The sequence below is a fragment of the Rhodococcus sp. SBT000017 genome (assembly GCF_003688915.1).
GTDB lineage: Bacteria > Actinomycetota > Actinomycetes > Mycobacteriales > Mycobacteriaceae > Rhodococcoides.
In genome coordinates this window covers 1,378,610-1,402,869 of sequence record NZ_REFU01000001.1, presented here as the reverse complement: position 1 = coordinate 1,402,869, position 24,260 = coordinate 1,378,610, and the positions used below count along the sequence as shown (strand labels likewise).

The 24,260-nt window shown below is 65.0% G+C and carries 20 protein-coding genes and 2 tRNA genes; 14 read left to right on the top strand and 8 right to left on the bottom strand.

Features of this window, described 5'->3' with window-relative positions:
• The first annotated feature begins 6 nt into the window (after positions 1 to 6).
• A complete protein-coding gene (locus tag AYK61_RS06265; protein WP_259467949.1) occupies positions 7 to 981 on the top strand; it encodes a DoxX family protein in 975 nt (324 codons plus the stop codon).
• Between the two features lie 75 nt (positions 982 to 1,056).
• Here the strand turns inward: AYK61_RS06265 and ilvD are convergent, their stop codons facing one another.
• Both ilvD and AYK61_RS06255 read right to left on the bottom strand, forming a co-directional pair.
• Positions 1,057 to 2,898 carry a dihydroxy-acid dehydratase gene (gene ilvD / locus AYK61_RS06260; protein ID WP_121870192.1) on the bottom strand — a complete coding sequence of 614 codons (1,842 nt, stop codon included), beginning with the start codon at positions 2,896 to 2,898 and terminating at the stop codon, positions 1,057 to 1,059.
• Positions 2,899 to 2,958: 60 nt separating this feature from the next.
• A complete protein-coding gene (locus tag AYK61_RS06255) occupies positions 2,959 to 3,501 on the bottom strand; it encodes a PH domain-containing protein (protein ID WP_183130183.1) in 543 nt (180 codons plus the stop codon).
• A gap of 257 nt (positions 3,502 to 3,758) precedes the next feature.
• Between AYK61_RS06255 and AYK61_RS06250 the strand changes: the two genes are divergently transcribed.
• The 5 genes from AYK61_RS06250 to AYK61_RS06230 all read left to right on the top strand — a co-directional run bounded on the left by AYK61_RS06250 (position 3,759) and on the right by AYK61_RS06230 (position 10,117).
• The gene (locus AYK61_RS06250) at positions 3,759 to 5,714 is read left to right on the top strand and encodes an acetolactate synthase large subunit (RefSeq protein ID WP_121870191.1); all 1,956 of its coding nucleotides are present in this window, start codon (positions 3,759 to 3,761) and stop codon (positions 5,712 to 5,714) included.
• A complete protein-coding gene (gene ilvN / locus AYK61_RS06245) occupies positions 5,711 to 6,214 on the top strand; it encodes an acetolactate synthase small subunit (protein WP_032397758.1) in 504 nt (167 codons plus the stop codon). Before AYK61_RS06250 ends, ilvN begins: the two co-directional genes overlap by 4 nt.
• Positions 6,215 to 6,274: 60 nt before the next feature.
• Positions 6,275 to 7,276, top strand: coding sequence for a ketol-acid reductoisomerase (gene ilvC / locus AYK61_RS06240; RefSeq protein ID WP_170944858.1), 1,002 nt, complete (start codon positions 6,275 to 6,277; stop codon positions 7,274 to 7,276).
• Between the two features lie 185 nt (positions 7,277 to 7,461).
• Entirely contained in the window at positions 7,462 to 9,057 is a 1,596-nt protein-coding gene (serA, locus tag AYK61_RS06235) for a phosphoglycerate dehydrogenase (protein ID WP_121870190.1), read from the top strand.
• Between the two features lie 49 nt (positions 9,058 to 9,106).
• On the top strand, positions 9,107 to 10,117 hold the full coding sequence (locus tag AYK61_RS06230; RefSeq protein ID WP_121870189.1) for a 3-isopropylmalate dehydrogenase: 1,011 nt from the start codon (positions 9,107 to 9,109) through the stop codon (positions 10,115 to 10,117).
• 81 nt (positions 10,118 to 10,198) lie between these two features.
• On the opposite strand, the gene AYK61_RS06225 is transcribed toward AYK61_RS06230, so the two are convergent.
• A complete protein-coding gene (locus AYK61_RS06225) occupies positions 10,199 to 11,434 on the bottom strand; it encodes an MFS transporter (RefSeq protein WP_121870188.1) in 1,236 nt (411 codons plus the stop codon).
• A 131-nt stretch (positions 11,435 to 11,565) separates the two neighbouring features.
• Here AYK61_RS06225 and AYK61_RS06220 point away from each other — a divergent pair, with 131 nt between their 5' ends.
• The 3 genes from AYK61_RS06220 to AYK61_RS06210 are packed head-to-tail and all read left to right on the top strand — an operon-like array spanning position 11,566 to position 14,873.
• Positions 11,566 to 12,339, top strand: a complete 774-nt coding sequence (locus AYK61_RS06220) for a fumarylacetoacetate hydrolase family protein (protein ID WP_121870187.1) — start codon at positions 11,566 to 11,568, stop codon at positions 12,337 to 12,339.
• A gap of 7 nt (positions 12,340 to 12,346) precedes the next feature.
• Positions 12,347 to 13,822 carry a glutamate--tRNA ligase gene (gltX, locus tag AYK61_RS06215; protein WP_121870186.1) on the top strand — a complete coding sequence of 492 codons (1,476 nt, stop codon included), beginning with the start codon at positions 12,347 to 12,349 and terminating at the stop codon, positions 13,820 to 13,822.
• Positions 13,823 to 13,868: 46 nt separating this feature from the next.
• The gene (locus tag AYK61_RS06210; protein ID WP_121870185.1) at positions 13,869 to 14,873 is read left to right on the top strand and encodes a YihY/virulence factor BrkB family protein; all 1,005 of its coding nucleotides are present in this window, start codon (positions 13,869 to 13,871) and stop codon (positions 14,871 to 14,873) included.
• Here AYK61_RS06210 and AYK61_RS06205 read toward each other — a convergent pair.
• Complete coding sequence (locus AYK61_RS06205; RefSeq protein ID WP_121870184.1) at positions 14,831 to 16,417, bottom strand: bifunctional 3'-5' exonuclease/DNA polymerase; 1,587 nt, start codon at positions 16,415 to 16,417, stop codon at positions 14,831 to 14,833. The genes AYK61_RS06210 and AYK61_RS06205 overlap by 43 nt on opposite strands.
• A 245-nt stretch (positions 16,418 to 16,662) precedes the next feature.
• On the opposite strand from AYK61_RS06205, the gene AYK61_RS06200 reads away from it, so the two are divergent.
• Together AYK61_RS06200 and AYK61_RS06195 are read left to right on the top strand one after the other, a co-directional pair.
• Positions 16,663 to 16,734 (top strand) — tRNA-Gln (locus tag AYK61_RS06200).
• A gap of 91 nt (positions 16,735 to 16,825) precedes the next feature.
• Positions 16,826 to 16,898: transfer RNA gene (locus AYK61_RS06195), tRNA-Glu, on the top strand.
• A gap of 62 nt (positions 16,899 to 16,960) precedes the next feature.
• Here AYK61_RS06195 and AYK61_RS27235 read toward each other — a convergent pair.
• Positions 16,961 to 17,128, bottom strand: a complete 168-nt coding sequence (locus AYK61_RS27235) for a DUF5302 domain-containing protein (RefSeq protein WP_170946045.1) — start codon at positions 17,126 to 17,128, stop codon at positions 16,961 to 16,963.
• A 114-nt stretch (positions 17,129 to 17,242) separates the two neighbouring features.
• The gene (locus AYK61_RS06190) at positions 17,243 to 17,971 is read right to left on the bottom strand and encodes an IclR family transcriptional regulator (RefSeq protein WP_121870183.1); all 729 of its coding nucleotides are present in this window, start codon (positions 17,969 to 17,971) and stop codon (positions 17,243 to 17,245) included.
• A gap of 149 nt (positions 17,972 to 18,120) precedes the next feature.
• Here AYK61_RS06190 and leuC point away from each other — a divergent pair, with 149 nt between their 5' ends.
• From leuC to AYK61_RS06175, 3 genes are all read left to right on the top strand, one after another.
• Positions 18,121 to 19,545, top strand: a complete 1,425-nt coding sequence (leuC, locus tag AYK61_RS06185) for a 3-isopropylmalate dehydratase large subunit (RefSeq protein WP_121870182.1) — start codon at positions 18,121 to 18,123, stop codon at positions 19,543 to 19,545.
• A 44-nt stretch (positions 19,546 to 19,589) separates the two neighbouring features.
• On the top strand, positions 19,590 to 20,207 hold the full coding sequence (gene leuD / locus AYK61_RS06180; protein ID WP_121870181.1) for a 3-isopropylmalate dehydratase small subunit: 618 nt from the start codon (positions 19,590 to 19,592) through the stop codon (positions 20,205 to 20,207).
• Between the two features lie 149 nt (positions 20,208 to 20,356).
• Positions 20,357 to 21,046, top strand: a complete 690-nt coding sequence (locus tag AYK61_RS06175; protein ID WP_121870180.1) for an HU family DNA-binding protein — start codon at positions 20,357 to 20,359, stop codon at positions 21,044 to 21,046.
• 101 nt (positions 21,047 to 21,147) lie between these two features.
• On the opposite strand, the gene AYK61_RS06170 is transcribed toward AYK61_RS06175, so the two are convergent.
• Together AYK61_RS06170 and AYK61_RS06165 are read right to left on the bottom strand one after the other, a co-directional pair.
• On the bottom strand, positions 21,148 to 22,083 hold the full coding sequence (locus AYK61_RS06170; protein ID WP_121870179.1) for an NUDIX hydrolase: 936 nt from the start codon (positions 22,081 to 22,083) through the stop codon (positions 21,148 to 21,150).
• The gene (locus AYK61_RS06165) at positions 22,083 to 24,203 is read right to left on the bottom strand and encodes an RNA degradosome polyphosphate kinase (protein WP_259468167.1); all 2,121 of its coding nucleotides are present in this window, start codon (positions 24,201 to 24,203) and stop codon (positions 22,083 to 22,085) included. Before AYK61_RS06165 ends, AYK61_RS06170 begins: the two co-directional genes overlap by 1 nt.
• Positions 24,204 to 24,260 lie beyond the last annotated feature (57 nt).

Below are 24,260 nucleotides of genomic sequence, written 5' to 3'. Positions count from 1 at the left end.
GGAGAGGTGACCGATACACCGCGCGACCCCAACCGGCCGGATCCGTCGTACGAACCGGCCGAGAGCCCGTACGACAATCCCACGGAGCAGATTCCGCCCTCGCGCTCCACCTCCGAGTCGCCAGCGTCCGAGCGCACCGACGCCTCGGGTACGCCGACCACGGCGTTCGGGGCTCAGCGCTCGGACCGACTGCCGCGAACCGACGACGAACTCGATTTTCCGTACTCGTCGTCGTCCGACGCACGCTCGGCCGATGCGCAGCCCACGGAGAAGATGCAGACCTATCGACCCTCGGCGTTCGCCGATACGCCGACCGACCGTCCTTCGACCTCGGACAGCACGTCGTCGAGTGCGTACTCCGATCACTCCACCGAGTACCTCGGGACCACCCCGGCCGCTGCGCCTGCGACGGCCGTCGCCCCGGAGCCCGAGGTTCGTACCGAGACCGTCGAGGTTCCCGCACGCCGCGGCAGCACCGACCTGGGTCTGTTCGTCCTTCGCGTCACGATCGGAGCGGTGTTTCTCGGTCACGGACTGCAGAAGCTCGTCGGACTGTGGGACGGCCCCGGTCTCGACGGATTTCAGAACCTGCTGGAGAGTTCGGGATTCCGCTACTCGGAAATCCTCGCGATCGCGGCCGCGGCGGGCGAAACCCTCGGTGGAGCACTGCTGATCCTGGGCCTGGCAACACCACTGGCAGGCGCGGCCGTGCTGGCCACGATCATCAACGCCTGGTGCTTCAAGCAGGCCGTCGAGCCCGGATTGCAATTCTCCGGCACCGGCGGCGTCGAGTACGAGACGGTCCTCGGCTTCGCTGCGGCCGCGATCATCCTCACCGGTCCGGGACGCATCGCGTTCGACGGCCGACGAGGATGGGCCACCCGGCCGCGGATCGGTTCGTTCCTCGCGCTCGCCGTCGGCATCGCCGCAGGCGTGTGCATCTGGATCTTCCTCAACGGGGCCAACCCCGTCGTCCGCTGACCTCGGACACGTACCCGACCACGTGAGCGGAACCTCGTAGCCTGCTACGAGGTTCCGCTCACGTGATTTTCACCCTCAGGGGACGTAGCGGACGGCACCCTTGTCCGCCGATGTCGCCAACGCGGCGTATGCGCGCAAAGCGGTGGTGACCGTGCGCTGGCGATCGACGGGCTGCCACGGCCGCTCGGACGCGTTCATCTTCGCGCGTCGCGTCTCGAGGGTCTCGTCGTCGACGAGGATCTCGAGGGTGCGAGTGGCGACGTCGATTCGGACCTGGTCGCCGTTCTCGACGAGCCCGATCACACCGCCCGCAGCGGCCTCGGGGGAAATGTGCCCGATGGACAGTCCCGAGGTTCCGCCGGAGAAGCGGCCGTCGGTGATCAGGGCGCAGACCTTGCCCAGTCCGGCACCCTTGAGGAAGGCCGTCGGGTGCAGCATTTCCTGCATGCCGGGACCGCCCTTGGGTCCTTCGTAGCGAACGACCAGCACGTCACCGGGCTGAATCTTCTTCTGCAGGATGGCCGAGACGGCTTCTTCCTGCGACTCGACGACCAGCGCCGGTCCCTGGAAGGAGAACAGGTCCTCGTCGATGCCCGCGGTCTTGAGGATCGCACCGTCGACGGCGATGTTGCCGCGCAATACCACCAGGCCACCTTCGACCGTGTAGGCATGCTCGAGATCGCGGATGCAGCCCCCTGCGGCGTCCGTGTCGAGCGAGGACCAGCGGTTGCTCGTGGAGAACGGTTCGACGGTGCGGACACCGCCCGGGGCGGCGTGGAACAACTCGACGGCCTCGGCGGACGCTTTGCCGGACCGGATGTCCCAGGTGTCGAGCCATTCGTCGAAGCTCTTCGTGTGCACGGTCGAGACGTCGGTTTCGAGCAGGTTCGCCCGTCGCAATTCGCCGAGGAGAGCCGGGATTCCGCCGGCGCGGTGCACGTCTTCCATGTGGTAATCGGAATTGGGGGAGACCTTCGACAGGCACGGAACCTTGCGACTGATGGCGTCGATGGAGTCGAGGTCGAAGTCGACCTCGCCTTCCTGCGCAGCAGCGAGGGTGTGCAGCACTGTATTGGTGGATCCGCCCATCGCCACGTCTAGTGCCATGGCATTGCGAAACGCGGCCGGAGTGGCGATGTTGCGGGGGAGGACGGATTCGTCCTCGTCGCGGTAGAACTTCAGCGCTGCCTCGACGATGGTGGTGCCTGCGCGTGTGAACAGCGCCCGGCGGGCCTCGTGAGTGGCCAGGGTGGAGCCGTTGCCGGGCAATGCCAGGCCGAGCGCTTCGGTGAGGCAGTTCATCGAGTTCGCCGTGAACATGCCCGAGCACGACCCGCACGTGGGGCACGCGCTGCGCTCGACCTCGTCGAGGCCCGCCTCGGACACGGCGTCGTTGGCGCTGGCGGAGATCGCGGTGATCAGGTCGGTCGGTGCCTGCGCGACGCCGTCGACGACCACCGCCTTGCCTGCCTCCATCGGTCCACCGGAGACGAAGACGGCCGGGATGTTCAGGCGCATCGCGGCATTGAGCATTCCGGGGGTGATCTTGTCGCAGTTGGATATGCAGACGAGCGCGTCGGCGGTGTGGGCGTTGGCCATGTACTCGACGGAGTCGGCGATGATCTCGCGGCTGGGCAGCGAGTACAGCATTCCGCCGTGGCCCATGGCGATTCCGTCGTCGACGGCGATGGTGTGGAACTCTCGGGGAACGCCGCCCGCAGCTCGTACGGCGTCGGCGACGATCTCGCCGACGTTCTTCAGATGCACGTGGCCTGGAACGAACTGGGTGTACGAGTTCGCGATGGCGACGATGGGTTTTCCGAAGTCCGAATCGGTCATTCCGGTGGCGCGCCACAGCGAGCGTGCGCCCGCGGCATTGCGTCCGACAGTGGTGACCCGTGAGCGTAGCGGCGGCATAGTGCGGTGTCCTCGTTCGTTGCAGCGGTTTCTCGCATCGACGAGATTACTCGCCGCCGACTACTGCTCCTTCGGTGCCTGCTCGCCGTCGTCCTCGGCGTTCTCGGCCTCCGCACGGTCTCGATCCTCGGCCGCAGCGGCGGCCGCGGCGTAGGGGTCGGTGATGCGGCCGCCGCTGGCCGCGGCGAGTTGGGGGAGGAGATCGAAACGCACGAGCGGCAACGACTTCTCGCTCTTGTCGGTCAGAACCACCCGCGCCCAGCGGCGATCAGGGAAGTGCAGACCCGCCACCGATTCCCACGCGATCACATCCGAACCAACGAACCGTCGAGCCGTGATCGCCTCTGGGGAGATGACCGTGCGCACTCGAAACACCCAGATGCCCGCGACGATCGGCAGGATCAGCAACCATCCCATGGCCACGGGCCAGCTGGCGGCGGTCAGTCCCGTGCCGAACAGCAGCAGTCCCACGCCGAGGAGCGCGAGGCGCGGGACTCGGATGACCTGCGTTCTCGACGGTTGCGGTCCCTCGGCACCGTTCGGTGACTCGGGTGCGGTGTGGGATGATGGCCGAGGTGGTTCGGACTGCTGCGAAGACGACACCCATTCATCTTCGCATTGCATCTACGCGATCTCACATAATGGGATTGCGTCGTGACGAGTTTGACTCTTCCCTGTGCGCGCGCCTACCGTCGAGCGCGTGAAGCGGAATTGGATACTCGTAATCGGCCGGCGCGTCAACGCCTGAGCCGGTTGTTCAAACTCGCATCGACGCGCCACCCTCGTACAGCTCACGCTGACGGGGGTTTTTTCTTGCCCAGAGATCGCCCAGCAATTTCACATTCCTGAGGAAGCAATCAGTGAGCGCACCAACCGCACGCCCAGGGCCCACGACCCGTAAGTCGGGGACAGCGTCCAGCCCGTCGACCAGCCCGTCCGCAGAAGCGGCGACCAACGGATCGCGACGCCACGTCGCGCCGGAGAAGGTCACCGGCGCACAGTCGGTCGTTCGGGCCCTCGAAGAACTCGACGTCGACACCGTATTCGGCATTCCCGGAGGCGCGGTTCTCCCGGTCTACGACCCGCTCTTCGACTCCGTGAAGGTGCGCCACATTCTGGTGCGCCACGAGCAGGGTGCCGGCCACGCCGCGACCGGCTACGCCCAGGCGACCGGCAAGGTCGGCGTCTGCATGGCAACGTCCGGTCCCGGCGCGACCAACCTCGTGACCCCACTCGCCGACGCTCAGATGGATTCGGTTCCCGTCGTCGCGATCACCGGTCAGGTCGCCCGCAGTCTCATCGGGACCGACGGCTTCCAGGAAGCCGACATCTCGGGAATCACGATGCCGGTCACCAAGCACAACTTCCTCATCACCGACGGTGCCGACATCCCGCGCATCATGGCCGAGGCGTTCTACATCGCGTCCTCGGGCCGTCCCGGTGCCGTGCTCGTCGACATCCCCAAGGACGTCCTGCAGGCGCAGACCACGTTCTCGTGGCCGCCGGAGATGCGTCTGCCCGGCTACCGTCCGGTCACCAAGCCGCACGGCAAGCAGGTCCGCGAGGCAGCCCGCTACATCGCCGACGCCAAGCAGCCGGTGCTGTACGTCGGCGGCGGCGTCATCAAGGCCAACGCCTCGGCAGAACTGCTCGAGCTCGCCGAACTGACCGGAATCCCTGTCGTGACCACTCTGATGGCCCGCGGCGCGTTCCCCGACTCGCACAATCAGAACCTCGGAATGCCGGGCATGCACGGCACCGTCGCCGCGGTGGCCGCTTTGCAGCGGAGCGATCTGCTGATCACGCTCGGTGCCCGGTTCGACGACCGAGTCACCGGCCAGCTCGCGTCGTTCGCTCCGAGTGCCAAGGTCATCCACGCCGACATCGATCCGGCCGAGATCGGCAAGAACCGCTACGCGGACGTGCCGATCGTCGGCGACTGCCGTGAGGTCATCACCGAGCTCATCGAGGCGCTGCGGGCGGACCGGGCGACCGGAACCACGCTCGATCTCGAACAGTGGTGGGTGTACCTGAACGGCATCCGCAAGACCTACCCGCTGAGCTACGACCGCCCGGCCGACGGATCGATGTCACCGGAGTTCGTCATCAGCTCGGTCGGCAAGTTCGCCGGCCCCGACGCGATCTACTGCGCAGGCGTCGGTCAGCACCAGATGTGGGCCGCGCAGTTCATCAACTACGAGAAGCCGCGTACGTGGCTCAACTCGGGTGGCCTCGGCACGATGGGGTACGCGGTCCCGGCCGCAATGGGTGCCAAGAGGGGCCTGCCCGACGCCGAGGTGTGGGCCATCGACGGCGACGGATGCTTCCAGATGACCAACCAGGAACTCGCGACCTGTGCGGTCGAGGGCATCCCGATCAAGGTCGCGCTCATCAACAACGGCAACCTCGGCATGGTCCGCCAGTGGCAGACCCTGTTCTACGAGGAGCGCTACTCCAACACCAATCTCGGTACGCACGGGGCCGTCCGCATCCCCGACTTCGTCAAACTCGCCGAGGCGCTGGGTTGCGTCGGGCTGCGATGCGAGCGCGAAGAGGACGTCGATGCAGTGATCGCTCAGGCGCGAGCGATCAACGATCGTCCGGTCGTCATCGACTTCATCGTCGGAGCCGATGCACAGGTGTGGCCGATGGTCGCTGCCGGAACCGGCAACGACGAGATCATGGCCGCCCGCGGAATTCGTCCGCTGTTCGACGAGGACGAGACCGTGGGCAGCGAGCCAGGCCTCGACGAGGCCATGGAGCGCGAGCAGGCCCCGCACCCGCAGATCGACGACGTGAAAGGCACCGACAAGTGAGCACGAGCCATACCCTCAGCGTCCTCGTCGAGGACAAGCCAGGTGTGCTGGCCCGCGTCGCCGCGCTGTTCTCGCGCCGTGGATTCAACATCTCCTCGCTTGCCGTCGGCGGCACCGAGATTCCCGAGATCTCGCGGATGACCATCGTGGTGACCGTCGACGAATTCCCGCTCGAGCAGGTGACCAAGCAGCTCAACAAGCTCATCAACGTCATCAAGATCGTCGAGCAGGACGACGACTCCTCGGTGGCTCGCGAGTTGGTGCTGATCAAGGTCCGCGCCGACGCCAGTGTGCGCAGTGAGGTCATCGAAACGGTGAACCTGTTCCGCGCCAAGGTGATCGACGTGTCCCCCGAGGCCGTGACGGTCGAGGCGACGGGAACCCGCTCGAAGCTCGATGCGTTGTTGAAGATGTTGGACCCCTATGGAATTCGAGAAATAGTTCAGTCGGGAGTCGTTGCCGTCGGACGTGGACCGAAATCGATCACAGCGTCGCGCTGAGCGACGGACGTGATTTTCAGCGAAATCGAAGAGGAAAGGTTACAAACAGTGGCAGTCGAGATGTTCTACGACGACGATGCTGATCTGTCGATCATCCAGGGCCGCAAGGTCGCTGTGATCGGTTACGGAAGCCAGGGCCACGCGCACTCGCTGAGCCTGCGCGATTCCGGTGTCGATGTGCGCATCGGCCTGGCAGCGGGCTCGAAGTCCCGCGCCAAGGCGGAGGAGCAGGGCCTGAAGGTCGGCACTCCCGCCGAGGTGTCCGAATGGGCCGACGTGATCATGGTGCTCGCACCGGACACCGCGCAGGCCAAGATCTTCTCCGAGGAGATCGAGCCCAACCTGAAGGACGGCGACGCGCTGTTCTTCGGCCACGGACTCAACATCCACTTCGACCTGATCAAGGCTCCGGAGTTCGTCACCGTCGGCATGGTCGCACCCAAGGGCCCCGGCCACCTCGTGCGTCGCCAGTTCGTCGACGGCAAGGGTGTTCCCGCGCTCATCGCCATCGACCAGGACCCCAAGGGCGAAGGCCAGGCACTGGCCCTGTCCTGGGCCAAGGGCATCGGTGGAACGCGTGCAGGCGTCATCAAGACCACGTTCAAGGAAGAGACCGAGACCGACCTCTTCGGCGAGCAGGCCGTGCTGTGCGGCGGCACCGAGGAGCTCGTCAAGACGGGCTTCGAGGTCATGGTCGAGGCCGGATACGCGCCCGAGATGGCGTACTTCGAGGTGCTGCACGAGCTCAAGCTGATCGTCGACCTCATGTACGAGGGCGGCATCGCTCGGATGAACTACTCGGTGTCCGACACCGCGGAGTTCGGTGGCTACCTCTCGGGCCCGCGCGTGATCGACGCAGGCACCAAGGAGCGCATGAAGGCCATCCTGGCCGACATCCAGTCGGGTGAGTTCACCCGTCGCCTGGTCGCCAACGTCGAGAACGGCAACACCGAGCTCGAGGGCCTGCGCAAGGCCAACGCCGAGCACCCCATCGAGGTCACCGGCAAGAAGCTGCGCGACCTGATGAGCTGGGTCGATCGCCCGATCACCGAAACGGCCTGATTCTCATCGAATCACGTTCTCACGCATGCTGATCGAAGGGCACCCCTGCATCCGTAGGGGTGCCCTTCGGTGCGTGAACCAGGTGGCGTCACAGTTCGACGTCTCCGGCCTCTAAACTGTTTCTGCTGCACCAGCTCCGAACTTTCACCGACAACAGTCTCGAACCGACATAGGGAGTTTTTCACGTGAGCCAGCCAGGCCGTCCTGTCGTTCTGATCGCCGACAAACTTGCGCCGTCCACCGTCGAGGCATTGGGCGACGGCGTCGAGGTCCGTTGGGTCGACGGCCCGGATCGCCCCGCGCTGCTCGCCGCGGTTCCCGAGGCCGACGCGATCCTGGTGCGTTCCGCGACCACGGTCGACGCAGAGGTTCTCGCCGCCGGAACCAACCTCAAGATCGTCGCCCGCGCCGGTGTCGGCCTGGACAACGTCGACGTACCTGCAGCCACCGAGCGCGGTGTCCTCGTCGTCAACGCACCGACGTCCAACATCCACACGGCGGCCGAGCATGCGGTGACGCTGCTGCTGTCGGCCGCGCGCCAGATTCCCGCTGCCGACGCCACTCTGCGTCAGCACGAGTGGAAGCGCAGCAAGTTCAACGGTGTCGAGATCTTCGGCAAGACCGTCGGCGTCGTCGGACTCGGCCGCATCGGTCAGCTGTTCGCACAGCGTCTCGCTGCATTCGAGACCCACATCATCGCTTACGACCCCTACGTCTCGTCCGCGCGTGCCGCCCAACTCGGCATCGAACTGGTGAGCCTGGACGAGCTACTCGAGCGCGCCGACATGTTCTCGGTTCACCTGCCGAAGACCCCGGAGACCAAGGGAATAATCGGCAAGGAAGCCCTGGCCAAGACCAAGCCGGGTGTCATAGTCGTCAACGCCGCTCGCGGTGGACTGGTCGACGAGCAGGCCTTGGCCGACGCCATCACCAGTGGCCACGTCTTCGCCGCCGGAATCGACGTCTACGCCTCCGAGCCGTGCACCGACAGCCCCCTGTTCGAGCTGCCCCAGGTCGTGGTCACCCCGCACCTCGGTGCGTCGACGACCGAGGCCCAGGACCGCGCGGGCACCGACGTCGCCAAGTCGGTTCTGCTTGCTCTCGCAGGCGAATTCGTGCCCGACGCGGTCAACGTCAAGGGTGGCGCAGTGGGCGAGGAGGTGTCGCCGTGGCTCGAGATCGTGCGTAAGCAGGGTGTGCTGCTCGGCGCTCTGTCCACCGAACTTCCCACGTCGCTGTCGGTCGACGTACGCGGCGAACTCGCCACCGAGGACGTCGAGATCCTCAAGCTCTCGGCGCTTCGTGGACTGTTCTCCGCCGTCATCGAGGACTCGGTCACGTTCGTCAACGCTCCGTCGCTCGCCGAGGAGCGTGGCGTCACCGCCGAGGTCACCACGGCGTCCGAGAGCGAGAACCACCGCAGTGTGGTCGACATCCGCGCCGTGTACGGGGACGGTTCGGTGCTCAACGTCGCGGGCACGCTGACCGGCACCACGCAGGTCGAGAAGATCGTCAACATCAACGGTCGCAACTTCGACCTCCGTGCCGAGGGCAAGAACCTCATCGTCAACTACGCGGATCAGCCCGGCAGCCTCGGCCGGATCGGCACCCTGCTCGGCGATGCAGGCATCGACATCCAGGCCGCCGCGCTGAGCCAGGACTCCGAGGGGGACGGTGCAACGATTCTGCTGCGCGTCGACAAGGACGTTCCGGAGGAACTGAGCGCGAGCATCGCCACCGCGGTCGGCGCGTCCACCATCGAACTGGTCGACCTGTCCTGAGCATCGCTCGCAGTCGATCGAACGACGTCGAACAATCACGAGGAGTGAGATGAAGCTGGCCGTCATCGCCGGGGACGGAATCGGGCCCGAGGTCGTCACCGAGGCGCTTGCCGTGCTCGACGTGGTTGCACCCGGTGCCGAGAAGACCGAGTACGACCTCGGTGCGCGTCGCTACAACGCAACCGGAGAACTGCTGCCGGACTCGGTGTTGGCGGAATTGCGTGAGCACGACGCAATTCTGTTGGGAGCCATCGGAGATCCGTCGGTGCCGAGCGGCGTGCTCGAGCGTGGACTGCTGTTGCGAGCTCGGTTCGAGCTCGATCACCACATCAATCTGCGCCCGGCCAAGCTGTACCCCGGAGTGGTCGGCCCGCTGGCCGGTGACAAGCAGATCGACGTCGTGGTCGTGCGCGAGGGCACCGAGGGTCCGTACACCGGGAACGGCGGAGCGCTTCGGGTCGGCACACCGCACGAGGTGGCCACCGAGGTCAGTGTCAACACCCGCTACGGCGTCGAACGGGTGGTGCGCAACGGTTTCGAGCGGGCTCTGACTCGGCGCAAGCATCTGACGCTGCTGCACAAGACCAATGTGCTCACGTTCGCCGGCAGCCTCTGGGCTCGCACGGTGGAGGAGGTCGCGGCCGAGTTCCCGGACGTCGAGGTCGCGTACCAGCACATCGATGCCGCGATGATTCACCTCGTGACCGACCCGGGCCGCTTCGACGTGATCGTCACCGACAATCTGTTCGGAGACATCGTGACGGACCTGTCGGCGGCGGTGACCGGTGGAATCGGTTTGGCCGCAAGCGGAAACATCGATGCGGCCGGTACCAATCCGAGCATGTTCGAACCCGTGCACGGTAGTGCTCCCGACATCGCAGGTCAGCAGAAGGCCGATCCGACGGCGGCGATCCTGTCGGTGTCGTTGTTGCTCGATCATCTCGGCGATGCGGCAGGAGCGGCGCGCGTGGAGGCCGCTGTCGCAGCGGATCTCGCCGAGCGAGGAACCACCACCGCGTCGACCAAGGACATCGGCGCGAGAATCGCAGCGCGCCTGTAACTCTCACGCCACGACATGCCACGGTGGGCCGACAGCCCACCGTGGCATGTCGTGTATTGCGGGCACGTCACCTTCGGCACGTCATCGTGCGCGGTCTGCACTCTCGTCGGGAGGTTCGTTCGAGGGCTGGGGAGCCGGATCGTCGGGGACGATCGGCACCGAGAGTGCGGGGAAGACCGCCGACACCAGGAATGCGACTGGGAAGCTGATCGCCGCGATTGCCCCGAACACCGGCGGTACAGCCGAGGCGAACACGTACTGACTCGTGTTCTGCACTCCGAGAGTGCGTCCGCTCCAATACGGTCCTGATATCTCTGCAACAGCGGTGAACGCAAGACCGTTCGGGGCAACGGTGGCGACGGACGCGACGACGAGCAGGACGATGGCGGCGGGGGAGTCGAACCAGTCGGCGATGCCGAGCCCCATCATGCTGACGGTGGCAGTAGCCGCAACCCACCGTAAGGGCCGCATGCGGCTACCGACACGATCGGACAGCGCTCCGACGCTCATCCGGCCCAGCGCACCGAGGATCTGGGTGACGGTGACGAGGACGCCTGCGGCCGCAGCAGTCCATCCCCGGTCGGTCATCAGCCAGACGAGTGCAAATGTCCAGACCACGTACTGCGGAACCACCAACAGAATGGACGTGGCATGAATGCGCCACAGTTGGCTGCTGCCTCGGTACGGATTGTCGAGCAGACCCTGCGCCGCCGCATCGATACGATTCGGCCGAGGAGGGTCGACGACCGCGAGGCACAGCAGGGCGCTCGCAGCGCACACGGCAGCGGGTACGAGCAATGCCGCGCCGACGCCGTGGTCACGGGCGATGGGTGGGATGGTCAGTGCGGCAAGGGCAACGCCGAGGGGCACCGACATCTGTCTTATGCCCATGGCCAGTCCACGGCGATGCGGCGGGAACCACCCCACCACCACGCGTCCGCTCGCGCTGTTCGCACTGGCCGCTGCCATACCGCCGATCAACAGCAGGACGGCGAGCACCGGGATGGAGTTGCTGACAACTGCGGCGAGACTCGCTGCGGCCGTGAGCCCGAGACCGATCACCAGAACGAGACGTTCGCCGATGCGGTCGACGAGCACGCCCCATGCGATGAGGGTCGCCATGATGCCCACGGTGGGCATCGCAACCACGAATCCTGCAGTCGCAAGGCCGAGTCCCCGGTCGTCGTGCAGGGCGGGAATGAGAAATGCAGCACCGTTGATGAAGACGGCACCCGCAGTCTGCGCGAGCATCCCGAGCACGAGCATGAACCACCGTCGCGTCTCGCCGATGCTGGACAACTGCTTCGTGGCACTCATTCCGGCCTTTCGTCTCAATATATGGACTTGCAATCTTGCTATGTGGATCAATCGTGAACATTACACCGGCGAAAGATCTGCGGATGGGACGGCGTCGACGTGCGGAGAACGACGGTCGATAGACTTCCGGCATGCGTCTCGGTCGAATTGCAAGTCCTGATGGTGTGGCATTCGTGAGTATCGAAGGTGAGGGTGACTCGCAGACTGCGAAGGAAATCGCCGAACATCCCTTCGGCACACCCACGTTCACAGGTCGGTCGTGGCCTCTGGCCGATGTGCGACTGCTCGCGCCCATCCTCGCCAGCAAGGTCATCGCCATCGGTAAGAACTACGCCGCGCACGTGGCCGAGATGGGCGGTGAGGCACCGAAGGACCCCGTGATCTTCATCAAGCCGAACACCTCCATCGTCGGCCCCGGTGCGCCCATCGTGCTGCCACCGTCCTCCAACGAGGTGCACTTCGAGGGCGAACTGGCGATCGTCATCGGCCGTCCGTGCAAGGACGTCCCCGCCGCCAAGGCGTACGAGGTGGTGCTCGGATACACCGTCGCCAACGACGTCTCGGCCCGTGACCACCAGAAGCGCGACGGACAGTGGACTCGCGCCAAGGGGCACGACACCTTCTGTCCGCTCGGTCCGTGGATCGAGACCTCGCTCGACCCAACCGATCTCGAGATCAAGACCGAGGTCGACGGCGTGGTCAAACAGCAGAGTCGCACTTCGCTTCTGCTGCACGACATTCCGAAGATCATCGAGTGGGTGTCCGCGGTGATGACGCTGCTCCCCGGAGACGTCATTCTCACCGGAACCCCCGAGGGAGTCGGACCCATCACCGACGGAGACAGCGTGTCGATCACCGTCGAGGGAATCGGTACCCTGACCAACCCCGTCGCAGCGAAGAAGTAGGGCGAGCATGACCACAGCAACAGATGTCCGCGTTCGGTTCTGCCCGTCGCCCACCGGTACCCCGCACGTCGGTCTGGTCCGAACCGCATTGTTCAACTGGGCGTTCGCCAGGCATCACGGCGGCACCTTCGTCTTTCGTATCGAGGACACCGACGCCGCACGCGACTCCGAAGAGTCCTACGCCGCCCTGCTCGACGCGTTGCGCTGGCTCGGCCTCGAATGGGACGAGGGCCCCGAAGTGGGTGGCCCGTACGAGCCCTACCGTCAGTCGTTGCGCCGCGACCAGCACATCGCCGTCGTGCAGCAGTTGCTCGACGCCGGCGAGGCGTACGAGTCCTTCTCCACGCCCGAGGAAGTGGAAGCCCGTCACAAGGCAGCCGGGCGCGACCCCAAACTCGGCTACGACAACTTCGACCGCGACCTGACGCCCGAGCAGCGACAGGGCTTTCGGGACGAGGGGCGCGGGGCCGTCGTGCGACTGCGGATGCCCGATCACGATCTGACGTGGAACGACCTGGTGCGCGGGGAGACCACGTTCAAGGCGGGGACCGTACCGGATTTCGCCCTGACCCGCGGCAACGGAGTTCCCCTGTACACGTTGGTCAATCCGGTCGACGACGCACTGATGAAGATCACCCACGTCCTGCGCGGCGAGGACCTGCTGTCGTCGACGCCTCGTCAACTCGCTCTCTACGAGGCACTGATCAGGATCGGTGTCGCCGAACGCACCCCCGAGTTCGGGCACCTGCCGTTCGTCATGGGCCAGGGCAACAAGAAGCTGTCCAAGCGTGACCCCGAATCGAATCTGTTCATCCACCGTGATCGTGGGTTCGTGCCGGAAGGCCTGCTGAACTACCTCGCTCTTCTCGGGTGGGGCATCTCGGACGATCACGACGTCTTCTCGCTCGACGAGATGGTGGCGGCGTTCGAGATCTCGTCGGTCAATTCCAATCCGGCACGCTTCGATCAGAAGAAGGCAGACGCGATCAACGCCGAGCACATCAGGATGCTGGCGGCAGACGATTTCGCGGCGCGACTGCGCGAATACCTCGTCGCACAGGGCCATCTCACCGAGCCCGTCGACGAGAAGACCTTCGCCGTCGCGGCCGATCTGGTGCAGACCCGCATCGTCGTCCTGTCGGACGCCTGGGGATTGCTGAAGTTCCTGTTCGTCGACGAGGCGGGCTTCGAGATCGACCCTGCAGCCGCGGCGAAGAACCTCGGCGCCGATGCCGCACCCGTTCTCGACGCCACGATCGAGGCATTGACGGCGTTGCAGACCTGGACGACGGCCGACCTGGAGGCGACTCTCAAGGACGCGTTGATCGAGAAGCTCGAGCTAAAGCCACGCAAGGCTTTCGCCCCGATTCGGGTGGGAGTGACGGGGTCGCACATCAGCCCGCCGCTGTACGAGTCCATGGAACTGCTCGGGCGCGAGAAGACCTTGGCGCGCCTGGCTGCAGCGCGCGCCCAGGTGGCGTGACGGCGCACGGTCGCCGGCGCACCCCGGTCCTCGGGGACAGCCTCGAATGAGTGTCTCCGATCGACTGGATCGACTCCAGCGCAGGCGGCCGGTTCTCGGGTTTCCCATTGCGGTGGTGTACAAGTTCGTCGACGATCAGGGCGGCTACCTCGCCGCCCTGATCACCTACTACGCCTTCGTCTCGCTGTTTCCTGCACTGTTGCTGTTCTCGACGGTTCTGGGCATCGTGTTGGCCGGTAGTCCGGAACTGCAGCAACAGATCCTCAACTCGGCGCTCGGTCAGATTCCGGTGATCGGCGACGAACTGGGCCGGCCCGAACGCATCGGTGGCGGCACCGTCGGTCTCGTGGTGGGCGTTCTCGGCTCCCTGTACGGCGGACTGGGGGTGGCCGTGGCGCTGCAGAACGCGATGAACACTGCGTGGACGGTGCCGAAGAACCTACGGCCCGATCCCATTCGGGCCCGGGTGCGCGGACTGGGCCTGTTGAGCACGGTCGGTCTGGCCGTCCTGGCCATCACGGCACTCAATGTGCTCAGTGCCGCAGGATATTTCGGTCCGGAATCCGGGCTCGTGGTGTTCGTGGTCGGCACATCCTTCTACGTCGGCGTGTTCGTCGTGGCGTTCCGGCTCGCCACGGCGAGACCGGTATCGATCCCCGAGGTTCTTCCCGGAGCCGTCGTCGCCGGGCTGATCTGGCAGCTGCTGCAGACCTTCGGCAGTGGCTACGTCAAGTACGTCGTCAGCAACGCGACCGTCACCAACGGTGTGTTCGCCGTCGTACTGGGACTGCTGGCGTTTCTGTACGTGACGTCGGTGTCGATCGTGATGTGCATCGAGATCAACGTGGTTCGCGTCGATCGGCTCTTTCCGCGAGCGTTGCTGGCCCCGTTCACCGACGACGTGGAACTGACCGAGGGCGACAAGCTCACCTACACCGGGCAGGCAGAAGCGCAACGCAGCAAGCCCTTCGAGGACATCGACGTGACGTTCGTGGACCCGCCGCGAAGTCAGTCCGAATCCGGCTCCGAACCGGCAGCCGAAGCGCCGTAGAAGCGGTCGATTCTCGTCTCCATCGGAAACCGGACGGCCGTGTCGCCGAACATCAGTCGAGTTGCCGACAATGCCGATGCTGCAATCGCTTCGGCGGCACGATCGGAATCGGCGGCGGGACAATGCACCACCACTTCGTCGTGCTGAAAGAACACCAACTCGCTGCCGGTCTCGGAATTCTGGTCGCTCCTGCGGGCTCCGCTCCCGGCCAACCGACCACGGAGATCGGCCAGCAAGCACAGCGCCCACTCGGCGGCGGTGGCCTGCACGACGAAATTGCGAGTGAACCGGCCCCGCGCGTGTGCGTCACCGGTAGACCACCACTGCGCCGAGGGCGGTGGGCAGGCCCGTCCCAGCCACGAACGAACGACCTCGCCCCGTTCACCGGCGCGGGCGGCCTCCTCCACCAGTGCGACGGCACCGGGAAACGAGGCCCGTAGTCGCGTCAGCAGAGCGCGCGCCTCACCCGAGGTCGCGCCGTACAGCACCCCGAGAACGGCGACCTTGGCGTGACTGCGATCGCCGCCGAACGATTCTGCCGCCACCGGTGCGTACAGATCTGCGGTGCCTGCAGCGGCGACCATACGGGGATCGCCGGACATCGCAGCAAGGATGCGTGGTTCGAGCTGACCGGCGTCGGCGGACACGAAGGTGTAGCCGGGATCGGCGATCACGCTGGCGCGCAGGGGTTTCGGAATTTGAAGGCCGCCTCCGCCGCGACTGGCCCACCGGCCCGACACCACAGCGCCGGGAACATAGACCGGACGGAAACGATCGTCGCGAACCCACGCTTCGAGCCATGCCCACCCGTTCGCGGCGTGCAACTTCGAGAGATCCCGGTGGCGCAACAGCAGCGGAACTGCCGGGTGGTCGATGTCGCGGATGACGTGCGCGCGAGTCGATGTCAGTTCGATTCCGACGCGCGCGAACGCGGCCACCAGCTCCGCGGGCGAGGCCGGGTTGATGCGTCGGCCGAACGCCGAGGAAATCTGGTTCTCGAGTTCTGCGAGAGCCGGGGGAGGGGATCCGTCGAGCGGCCGAGCGCCGAGCATCGTGTCGAGATGACGGCGATGCGCGGAGGCAGAGAAGGGCAACCCGTCGAAGGTCATCTCCGCTGCGGCCAGGCCTCCGGCCGACTCGGCCGCTGCCAGCAGGTGCAGTGCGCGATCGTCACCGATGTCCCGAAGCTGACGCCGATACTCGGTGAGCACTGCCGCGGGATCGGAGTTCGGGTTCGCGTCGAACAGACCCGGTCGCAGGTCGGCGGGAGCCGACGGGACAGTCGCGGAGCCGGCCCGCATCGCCAGAATTGCACCGACCAGTGCGAGATCGTGACAGCGGCGTACGCGTACCCCTCGTTCGAGCAACCGAGGGTAGATCCGGCTCGTGTCTTCCCACACCCACCTCGGCCGTTCGTTTCGCTCGAGCTCGGCTACGGCCGCGACCGGATCCTCGACCACTGTGGGATCGCTCTGCGTCGAGCCGTCGTCGGCGAGGTGCGTCAGCACGGCCTGCTCGCCCTGAGGAACGAGCAGAACCTTCATCGGACTCGGCGGGGTCTGCGATCGGTCACGGAGAACAAGTGTGCTCCACTCGTCGGACGAGGCGTAGAGGGGGCTCGCGGGTCCCCGTGAGACAGTGCCTCATGCCACTCCCGACCCGTCCACGGCGCGGTTTCGGTGGCTCTGAGCAGCCGATTTGGAGAATGGGTAGTCACCTTTGATAGTCTCTATCCCGGCTCGAAACGCAGTGCACATCGATCGTGATGAGCAATTCGATTCAAGTCCATTGGGGTATGGTGTAATTGGCAACACAGCGGTTTCTGGTACCGCCATTCTAGGTTCGAGTCCTGGTACCCCAGCGAGCAGGTGAAGGCGATTTTGTCGCCGAGGCCGAGGCAGTTAAGCTGGCTCAGCACTACAAGCTCGATCAACACTGCAGGTGAAGTTCCTGGCCCCGTCGTCTAGCGGCCTAGGACGCCGCCCTCTCAAGGCGGTAGCGCGGGTTCGAATCCCGTCGGGGCTACAACAGACAACACCCTCTCGATCCGCGGATCGAGAGGGTGTTGTCGTTTCGCTGCGAGCGTCTCAGACGCTTTTGCGGCGGAACATCTTCTGATGGTCGGCCGGACCGTGGGCGTTGTTGACCTTCGGTCCACCGTCCTTGTGTTCGACGGAATTGTGGGACTTGCTGTTCTTCTGTTCCAGAACCTCGCGGAACTTCTTCTTCAGTTCTTCACTGCCGGATTCGGGCATGGGTGACTCCTCGCAGTCGACGACCGGCCGGGTAGGCCGCTCGAGACGAAGGTACCCCACTCTCACAGCTCGATCAGCTCGTTTTCCTCGGGCCGACAGGTCTGCGGGTTTCCCTCAGAGTCGCTTGTGCAGAGCGTCCGCGGCCGCCAGGAGATCCGCAGCCCAGCGCGCCCCGGGCTTGCGTCCGATTCGATCGATCGGTCCGGATACCGAGATCGCCGCCACCACAGTGTCGTTGCTGTCGCGCACCGGCGCGGCAACACTCGCCACGCCCGGTTCACGCTCGCCCGCACTCTGTGCCCAACCGCGCCGCCGAACCTCGAGAAGAATGCGCTCGCTGAATTCTGCATCGGGCAGAACTGTTCGTTGAGTCTGCGAATCTGCCCATGCAAGAAGGACTTTGGCACCCGATCCTGCTGTCATCGGCAGACGTGCGCCGACGAGCACGGTGTCTCGAAGTCCGGTCGGCGGCTCCATGGATGCCACACACACCCGCACCGTCCCTTCGCGCCGATAGATCTGCACACTCTCACCGGTGATTTCGCGCAGCCGTGGAAGTACCGAGGCGGCAGCATCGAGCAGGGCATCCGATGCGCTCGCCGCAAGCTCTCCCAGTCCCGGCCCGGTCCGCCACAGACCGTCGGCATCTCGTACCAGAAGTCGGTGGATCTCCAGGCCGACCGCGAGGCGGTGGGCCGTGGCCCGGGGCAGGCTCGTTCGAGCGCACAGATCATTGAGATTGCAGGGCTTCTCGGCCACCGCGTGCAGCACCGTCATCGCCTTGTCGAGGACACCGATACCGCTCGATTTGTCGACGAGGCCGTTGGGGCTATGCTGTCTCATAGAACGATATTAGACTCCCGCATGCTGAGATTGCACAACTACGAGATCTTCGGTGCGCGCCAGGGGCATGATGTCGAGACGATCACGCGAGGTGGACCAGCCCGTCCACCGGCGCGACGACGACAGGGAAGACGAGGTCCGCGACAGCGATGTCCGAAACACCGAAGACTTTGGCGGAGAAGGTATGGGACCAGCACGTAGTGGTCCGAGGCGGCGGAGAAGGCGGAGCGCGTGAGCCGGATCTGATCTACATCGACCTCCATCTGGTGCACGAGGTGACGAGCCCGCAGGCGTTCGACGGACTCCGGTTGGCCGGCCGTGGACTCCGGCGTCCCGATCTGACGATCGCGACCGAGGACCACAACGTCCCGACAGCCGACATCTTCGCGCCCATCGCCGATCTGGTCTCGCGCACACAGGTCGACACCCTGCGACGCAACTGTGAGGAATTCGGTGTTCGGCTCTACCCGATGGGCGATCTCGATCAGGGCATCGTGCACATCATCGGCCCACAGTTGGGGCTCACCCAGCCCGGCATGACCGTGGTGTGCGGAGACAGTCACACCTCGACGCACGGTGCCTTCGGCTCGATCGCGATGGGCATCGGTACCAGCGAGGTCGAGCACGTCATGGCCACGCAGACCTTGTCGCTGCGTCCTTTCAAGACGATGGCGATCACCGTCGACGGTGAGCTGGCCCCCGGTGTGACGAGCAAGGACCTCATCCTTGCTGTCATCGCACAGATCGGCACCGGCGGCGGTCAGGGCTACGTCCTCGAGTACCGCGGTGAGGCCATTCGCAAGCTGTCGATGGAAGCGCGAATGACCATCTGCAACATGTCGATCGAAGCCGGAGCGCGGGCAGGCATGATCGCACCCGACGAGATCACCTACGAGTACCTGAAGGGGCGCCCGCACGCTCCTCAGGGAGCCGACTGGGACGCGGCGGTCGCGGCGTGGAACGAACTGGCGACCGATCCGGATGCGGTGTTCGACAACGAGGTCCACATCGACGCCGACACGTTGACGCCGTTCGTCACGTGGGGAACGAATCCGGGTCAGGGTGCGCCACTTGGCGATACGGTGCCCGATCCGGAGGCGATGGTCGACGAGAGCGAGCGGGTGGCAGCCCAGAAGGCTTTGCAGTACATGGGTCTGGAAGCGGGCACACCCATCCGCGAGATCGCCGTCGACACCGTGTTCGTGGGTTCGTGCACCAACGGTCGAATCGAGGATCTGCGGGCCGTTGCGTCCGTTCTCGAAGGGCACCGGGTTGCTGACGGAGTGCGAATGCTGGTGGTACCCGGTTCCATGCGGGTGCGAGCGCAGGCCGAAGAGGAAGGTCTGGGCGAGATATTCACGGCCGCAGGAGCGGAGTGGCGTCAGGCCGGTTGCTCGATGTGCCTGGGAATGAATCCGGACCAACTGGCGTCGGGTGAGCGATCGGCGTCGACGTCCAACCGGAATTTCGAGGGTAGGCAGGGCAAGGGCGGTCGCACCCATCTCGTGTCACCGTTGGTTGCGGCGGCCACCGCAATCCGCGGAACCCTGTCCTCTCCGGCGGATCTCGCCTGAAAGCGTCTTCGCTCGGATCGATCGAACTCATAGGAGCACATTCGATGGAAGCTTTTACTCGACACACCGGTATCGGAGTTCCGCTACGACGGTCCAACGTCGATACCGACCAGATAATCCCCGCGGTCTACCTCAAGCGCGTCACCCGGACCGGATTCGAGGACGGGTTGTTCGCCGCCTGGCGCTCGGACCCGAACTTCGTCTTGAACCTCGAGCCCTACAACCGAGGTTCGGTGCTCGTTGCTGGGCCCGATTTCGGCACGGGATCGTCACGCGAGCATGCCGTCTGGGCGCTCTCGGACTTCGGATTTCGGGTTGTGATCGCCTCCCGCTTCGCCGATATCTTTCGCGGAAACTCGGGCAAAGCCGGGCTGCTGGCCGCCGAAGTGGACCAGTCGGACGTCGAATTGCTGTGGAAAGCCTTAGAAGAACAGCCCGGTCTGGAAATAATTGTCGACCTCGTCGACAAGACCGTAACGGCTGGAACGTTGGTGGTGCGCTTCGCGATTGACGACTACACGCGGTGGCGTCTGCTGGAGGGTCTGGACGACATCGGATTGACATTACGCCAGGTAGAGGCCATTACGGAGTACGAAAAGTCAAGGCCGTCATACAAACCCCTGACCCTTCCGGCGCGGATCGAGACACCCACCGAAAGCTGACCGGGCAGCGGTCCGACACGCTTTGCGGCCGTGAATCATTCCGCGACACCAGAATGAAAATTGGCGTGGCGCATAGACTCTTGACGACTTGGGGTTTACCGTTGTAGTAGTCGGTCCGACGATGGGCCACCATATAGCGGAGGAAATCCATGAACAAGGCAGAGCTGATTGACGCCCTGACCGAGAAGTTGGGGTCTGATAGGCGGAGCGCCACAGAGGCTGTCGAGAACATCGTCGACACCATCGTGCGTGCAGTACACCGCGGCGAGAGTGTCACGATCACGGGCTTCGGCGTGTTCGAGCAGCGTCGTCGCGCAGCGCGAGTTGCCCGTAACCCCCGCACCGGTGAGACCGTTCGCGTGAAGCCGACCAACGTCCCGGCGTTCCGTCCGGGTGCGCAGTTCAAGGCCGTCATCGCGGGTGGACAGAAGTTGCCCGCCACCGGTCCTGCCGTCAAGCGCGGTGCGGCTGTGGCTCCGGCCAAGAAGACTGCGGCTGCGAAGAAGACGGCTGCGAAGAAGGCGGCCGTGAAGACGACCGCCCGCAAGGCAACCACCGCTGCCGCCAAGAAGGCAGCACCGGCCAAGACCACGGCTCGTAAGGCAGCGGCTCCCGCAAAGGCCGCCGCCAAGAAGGCAGCTCCCGCGAAGACCACCGCGCGCAAGACCGTTGCGAAGAAGGCTCCGGCCAAGACGACTGCGCGCAAGGCTGCAACGACTGCTGCTCCCGCCAAGAAGGCTCCGGCCAAGACAGCGGCCAAGAAGACCGTTGCAAAGAAGGCTCCGGCCAAGAAGGCTCCGGCCAAGAAGGCACCCGCGAAGCGCGCAGCGAAGAAGTAGAGCCTGCAGGCTCCACTTGCACGTGTGACAGCGTTGATACCGCAGAAGGCCCCCGACTCGAAGATCGAGTCGGGGGCCTTCTGTCGTAAGTGTCGAGCCGCTCAGCCGTCGGCGGTGAGGGTGGGCAAGGGACTGGCGATGTGGTCGGCAGAGATGAGCCTGCCGTCACGGCGCGAGAGCACCCACACGCTACCCTTGCGGTTTCTGTTGGCAGGCAACGTGATTCCGTCTCTCTCGGCCCACCAGCGCATCAAGTCGGGGATCACTTTTCCCTGGCTGCAGACCACGGGGGTGCCGGGCAGTTCGGCGATGTCGCGTGCGCGATGTCGCCCCTTGCGAGGGTCGTCGGCGTACCCTTCCTCTGACAGCAGGTGCTCGGGAGTGATGTCCACCCCCAACGATTCCGCGAACGGAGCGACCGTCTGGACGCATCGAGCGCGGTCGGCTGCATAGACGGCATCGCCGCCGAATGCCCGAAGCAACGAGACCAAGGATTCGGCCTGTCGACGTCCGGTCCTGTCGAGTGGACGATCGACGTCGTTGCCTTTGTACCGCGAGCGCGACCCGGCACTGCCGTGCCGAACCAACAGCACCGTGGAGGTGTCGGCAGGCTTGGCCACGAACCGCCGAAGGATCTTGTGGTCCATGGGATACGAGAGTTCGCGGCCGACGTCCTCGGGCGCTACCCAGCGAATTTCGTCCACCTCGACATTGGGGACGAACTCGCCCCCGGTGACCTCGGCCGCCCAGTAGAGAACCTTCTTGACCCGACGGTGCCCCGGGATCGGGTAGGTGACGTAGGACAGCGACCGTCCCAGTCGTGAGTCGAATCCGGTCTCCTCCTTGACCTCTCGGACCGCTGCGTCGACAGCTGTTTCACCGGGATCGAGCTTTCCCTTGGGGAACGACCAGTCGTCGTATTTGGGCCTGTGCACCAGGGCGACCTCGACGCCCGAGTCGCCGCTCGGTGAATGTCGCCACAGGATCGAGCCCGCCGCAAAGATGTTGGCGCGGGGAGAGCCGTCGGAAGTGCCCATCAGGACGCCTGATTCCTCCGACTGCGCATCAAGTCCACCTGATGCTCACGAACTTTCTCACCCTGAGCCGGTGACGCGACCCAGCCGCCGTCCGGTCCCAACTCCCAGCATCGAGTGGTGGGGTCGAGGGCAGAATCGAAGATCTCGCTCAGCTGGTTCGCCAGTCGAGGATCCTTGACCTGAGCCATCACCTCGACTCGGCGATCGAGGTTGCGGTGCATCATGTCTGCGCTGCCGATCCAGAACTCGTCCGCGCCTTGGAAGTGCAGAACTCGCGAGTGTTCGAGGAATCGGCCGAGGATGGAACGGACTTCGATGTTCTCCGACAGACCGGGAACTCCTGGCTTGAGTGCACAGATTCCGCGCACCACCACCTTGACCGGAACCCCTGCCATCGATGCTCGGTAGAGCGCGTCGATGACCTGCTCGTCGACCAGGGCGTTGGCCTTGAGCCGAATTCCGGCGTCGCGGCCCTCTTTGAGGTGTTCGACCTCGGCCTCGATGCGTTCGACGATGCCGCGCCGCACCCCGTACGGTGCCACGAGAAGATTGCGGTACTTGGACTTTCGCGAGTATCCGGTCAGTGAGTTGAACAGATCGGTGAGGTCGGCCCCGATCTCGGGCGACGACGTCAGCAGGCCCACGTCCTCGTAGATCCGTGCTGTCTTGGGGTTGTAGTTGCCGGTACCGATGTGGCAGTACCGGCGAATGACGGACCCCTCTCGACGCACGACCAGGCAGGTCTTGCAGTGCGTCTTGAGGCCGACGAGCCCGTACACCACGTGCACGCCCGCCTTTTCGAGCTTGCGTGCCCACTCGATGTTGGCCTGCTCGTCGAAACGTGCCTTGATCTCGACCAATGCCACGACCTGCTTGCCCGCTCCGGCGGCATCGACGAGCGCGTTGACGATCGGGGAATCTCCCGAGGTTCGATAGAGGGTCTGCTTGATGGCGAGCACCTGCGGGTCGGCCGCGGCCTGCTCGATGAAGCGTTGAACGCTGGTGGAGAAGGAATCGTAGGGATGATGTACCAGGACGTCGCCGTCGCGCAGTGTGGAGAAGACGCTCTTGGGGGTCTCGCGCTCACCGAATGCCGGGTGGGTGGCCGGGACGAAGGGGGCATCCTTGAGGTTGGGACGGTCGACGCTGTAGACCTGCCACAGGCACGACAGATCGAGCAGTCCGGGGACCTGAATGACGTCGCCCGGATCGACATCGAGTTCGCGAAGCAGCAATTCGAGCATGTGCTCGGTCATGTCGTCGGCGATCTCGAGGCGGACAGGTGAGCCGAAGCGCCTGCGGGCGAGCTCTCGCTCCAGTGCCTGCAGGAGGTCCTCGTCGCGGTCTTCCTCGACCTCGAAATCGGCGTTGCGCGTGATACGGAACGCGTGAGACTCGACGACCTCCATCCCGGGGAAGAGGACATCGAGGTGAGCCGAGATCAATTCCTCCATCGACAGGAAGGCGTCGATGCGGTGGTTGCCCTCGCCGCGCTTGACCCGCACGAAGCGATCCACGTTGTCGGGAACCTTCACACGGGCGAAGTGCTCACCGGTTGTGGAGTAATCCTTCACTGTCACAGCGAGATTCAAGCTCAGGCCGCTGATGTACGGGAAGGGGTGGGCCGGGTCGACGGCCAGCGGCGTGAGAACCGGAAAGACCTGCTCGGTGAAATATTCCGACAGTCGAGCGCGCTCGTCGCTGTCCAGATCGGACCACCGGATGATCGCGATTCCCTCGGCGGTGAGCTCGGGAAGGATCGAATCGAGCAGTACTCGCGCATGTTTGAGCGCGAGCTCCTGGGTGCGCTGTCCGATCACCGCGAGCTGCTCGCGCGGAGTCATACCGTCGGCGGAGCGAACCGACAGACCGGTTTCGTCACGGCGCTTGAGGCCTGCAACCCGAACCATGTAGAACTCGTCGAGATTCGACGCGTAGATCGCGAGGAACTTCGCCCGTTCGAGCAAAGGGAGCGACGAGTCCTGCGCGAGCGCGAGAACCCGTGAGTTGAAATCGAGCCAGCTCAATTCCCGGTTGAGATAGCGATTTTCGGGGAGCACGGTGCCGGCGTCCACCGATTCGGGTGTAGCAGCCGGTAGCGCGGAGGGGATACTCGGCATAGTCGCCGCGACCGGAGCGCTCCATGCCGGATCCGAACCGGTGGCCTTTCCGGTCTC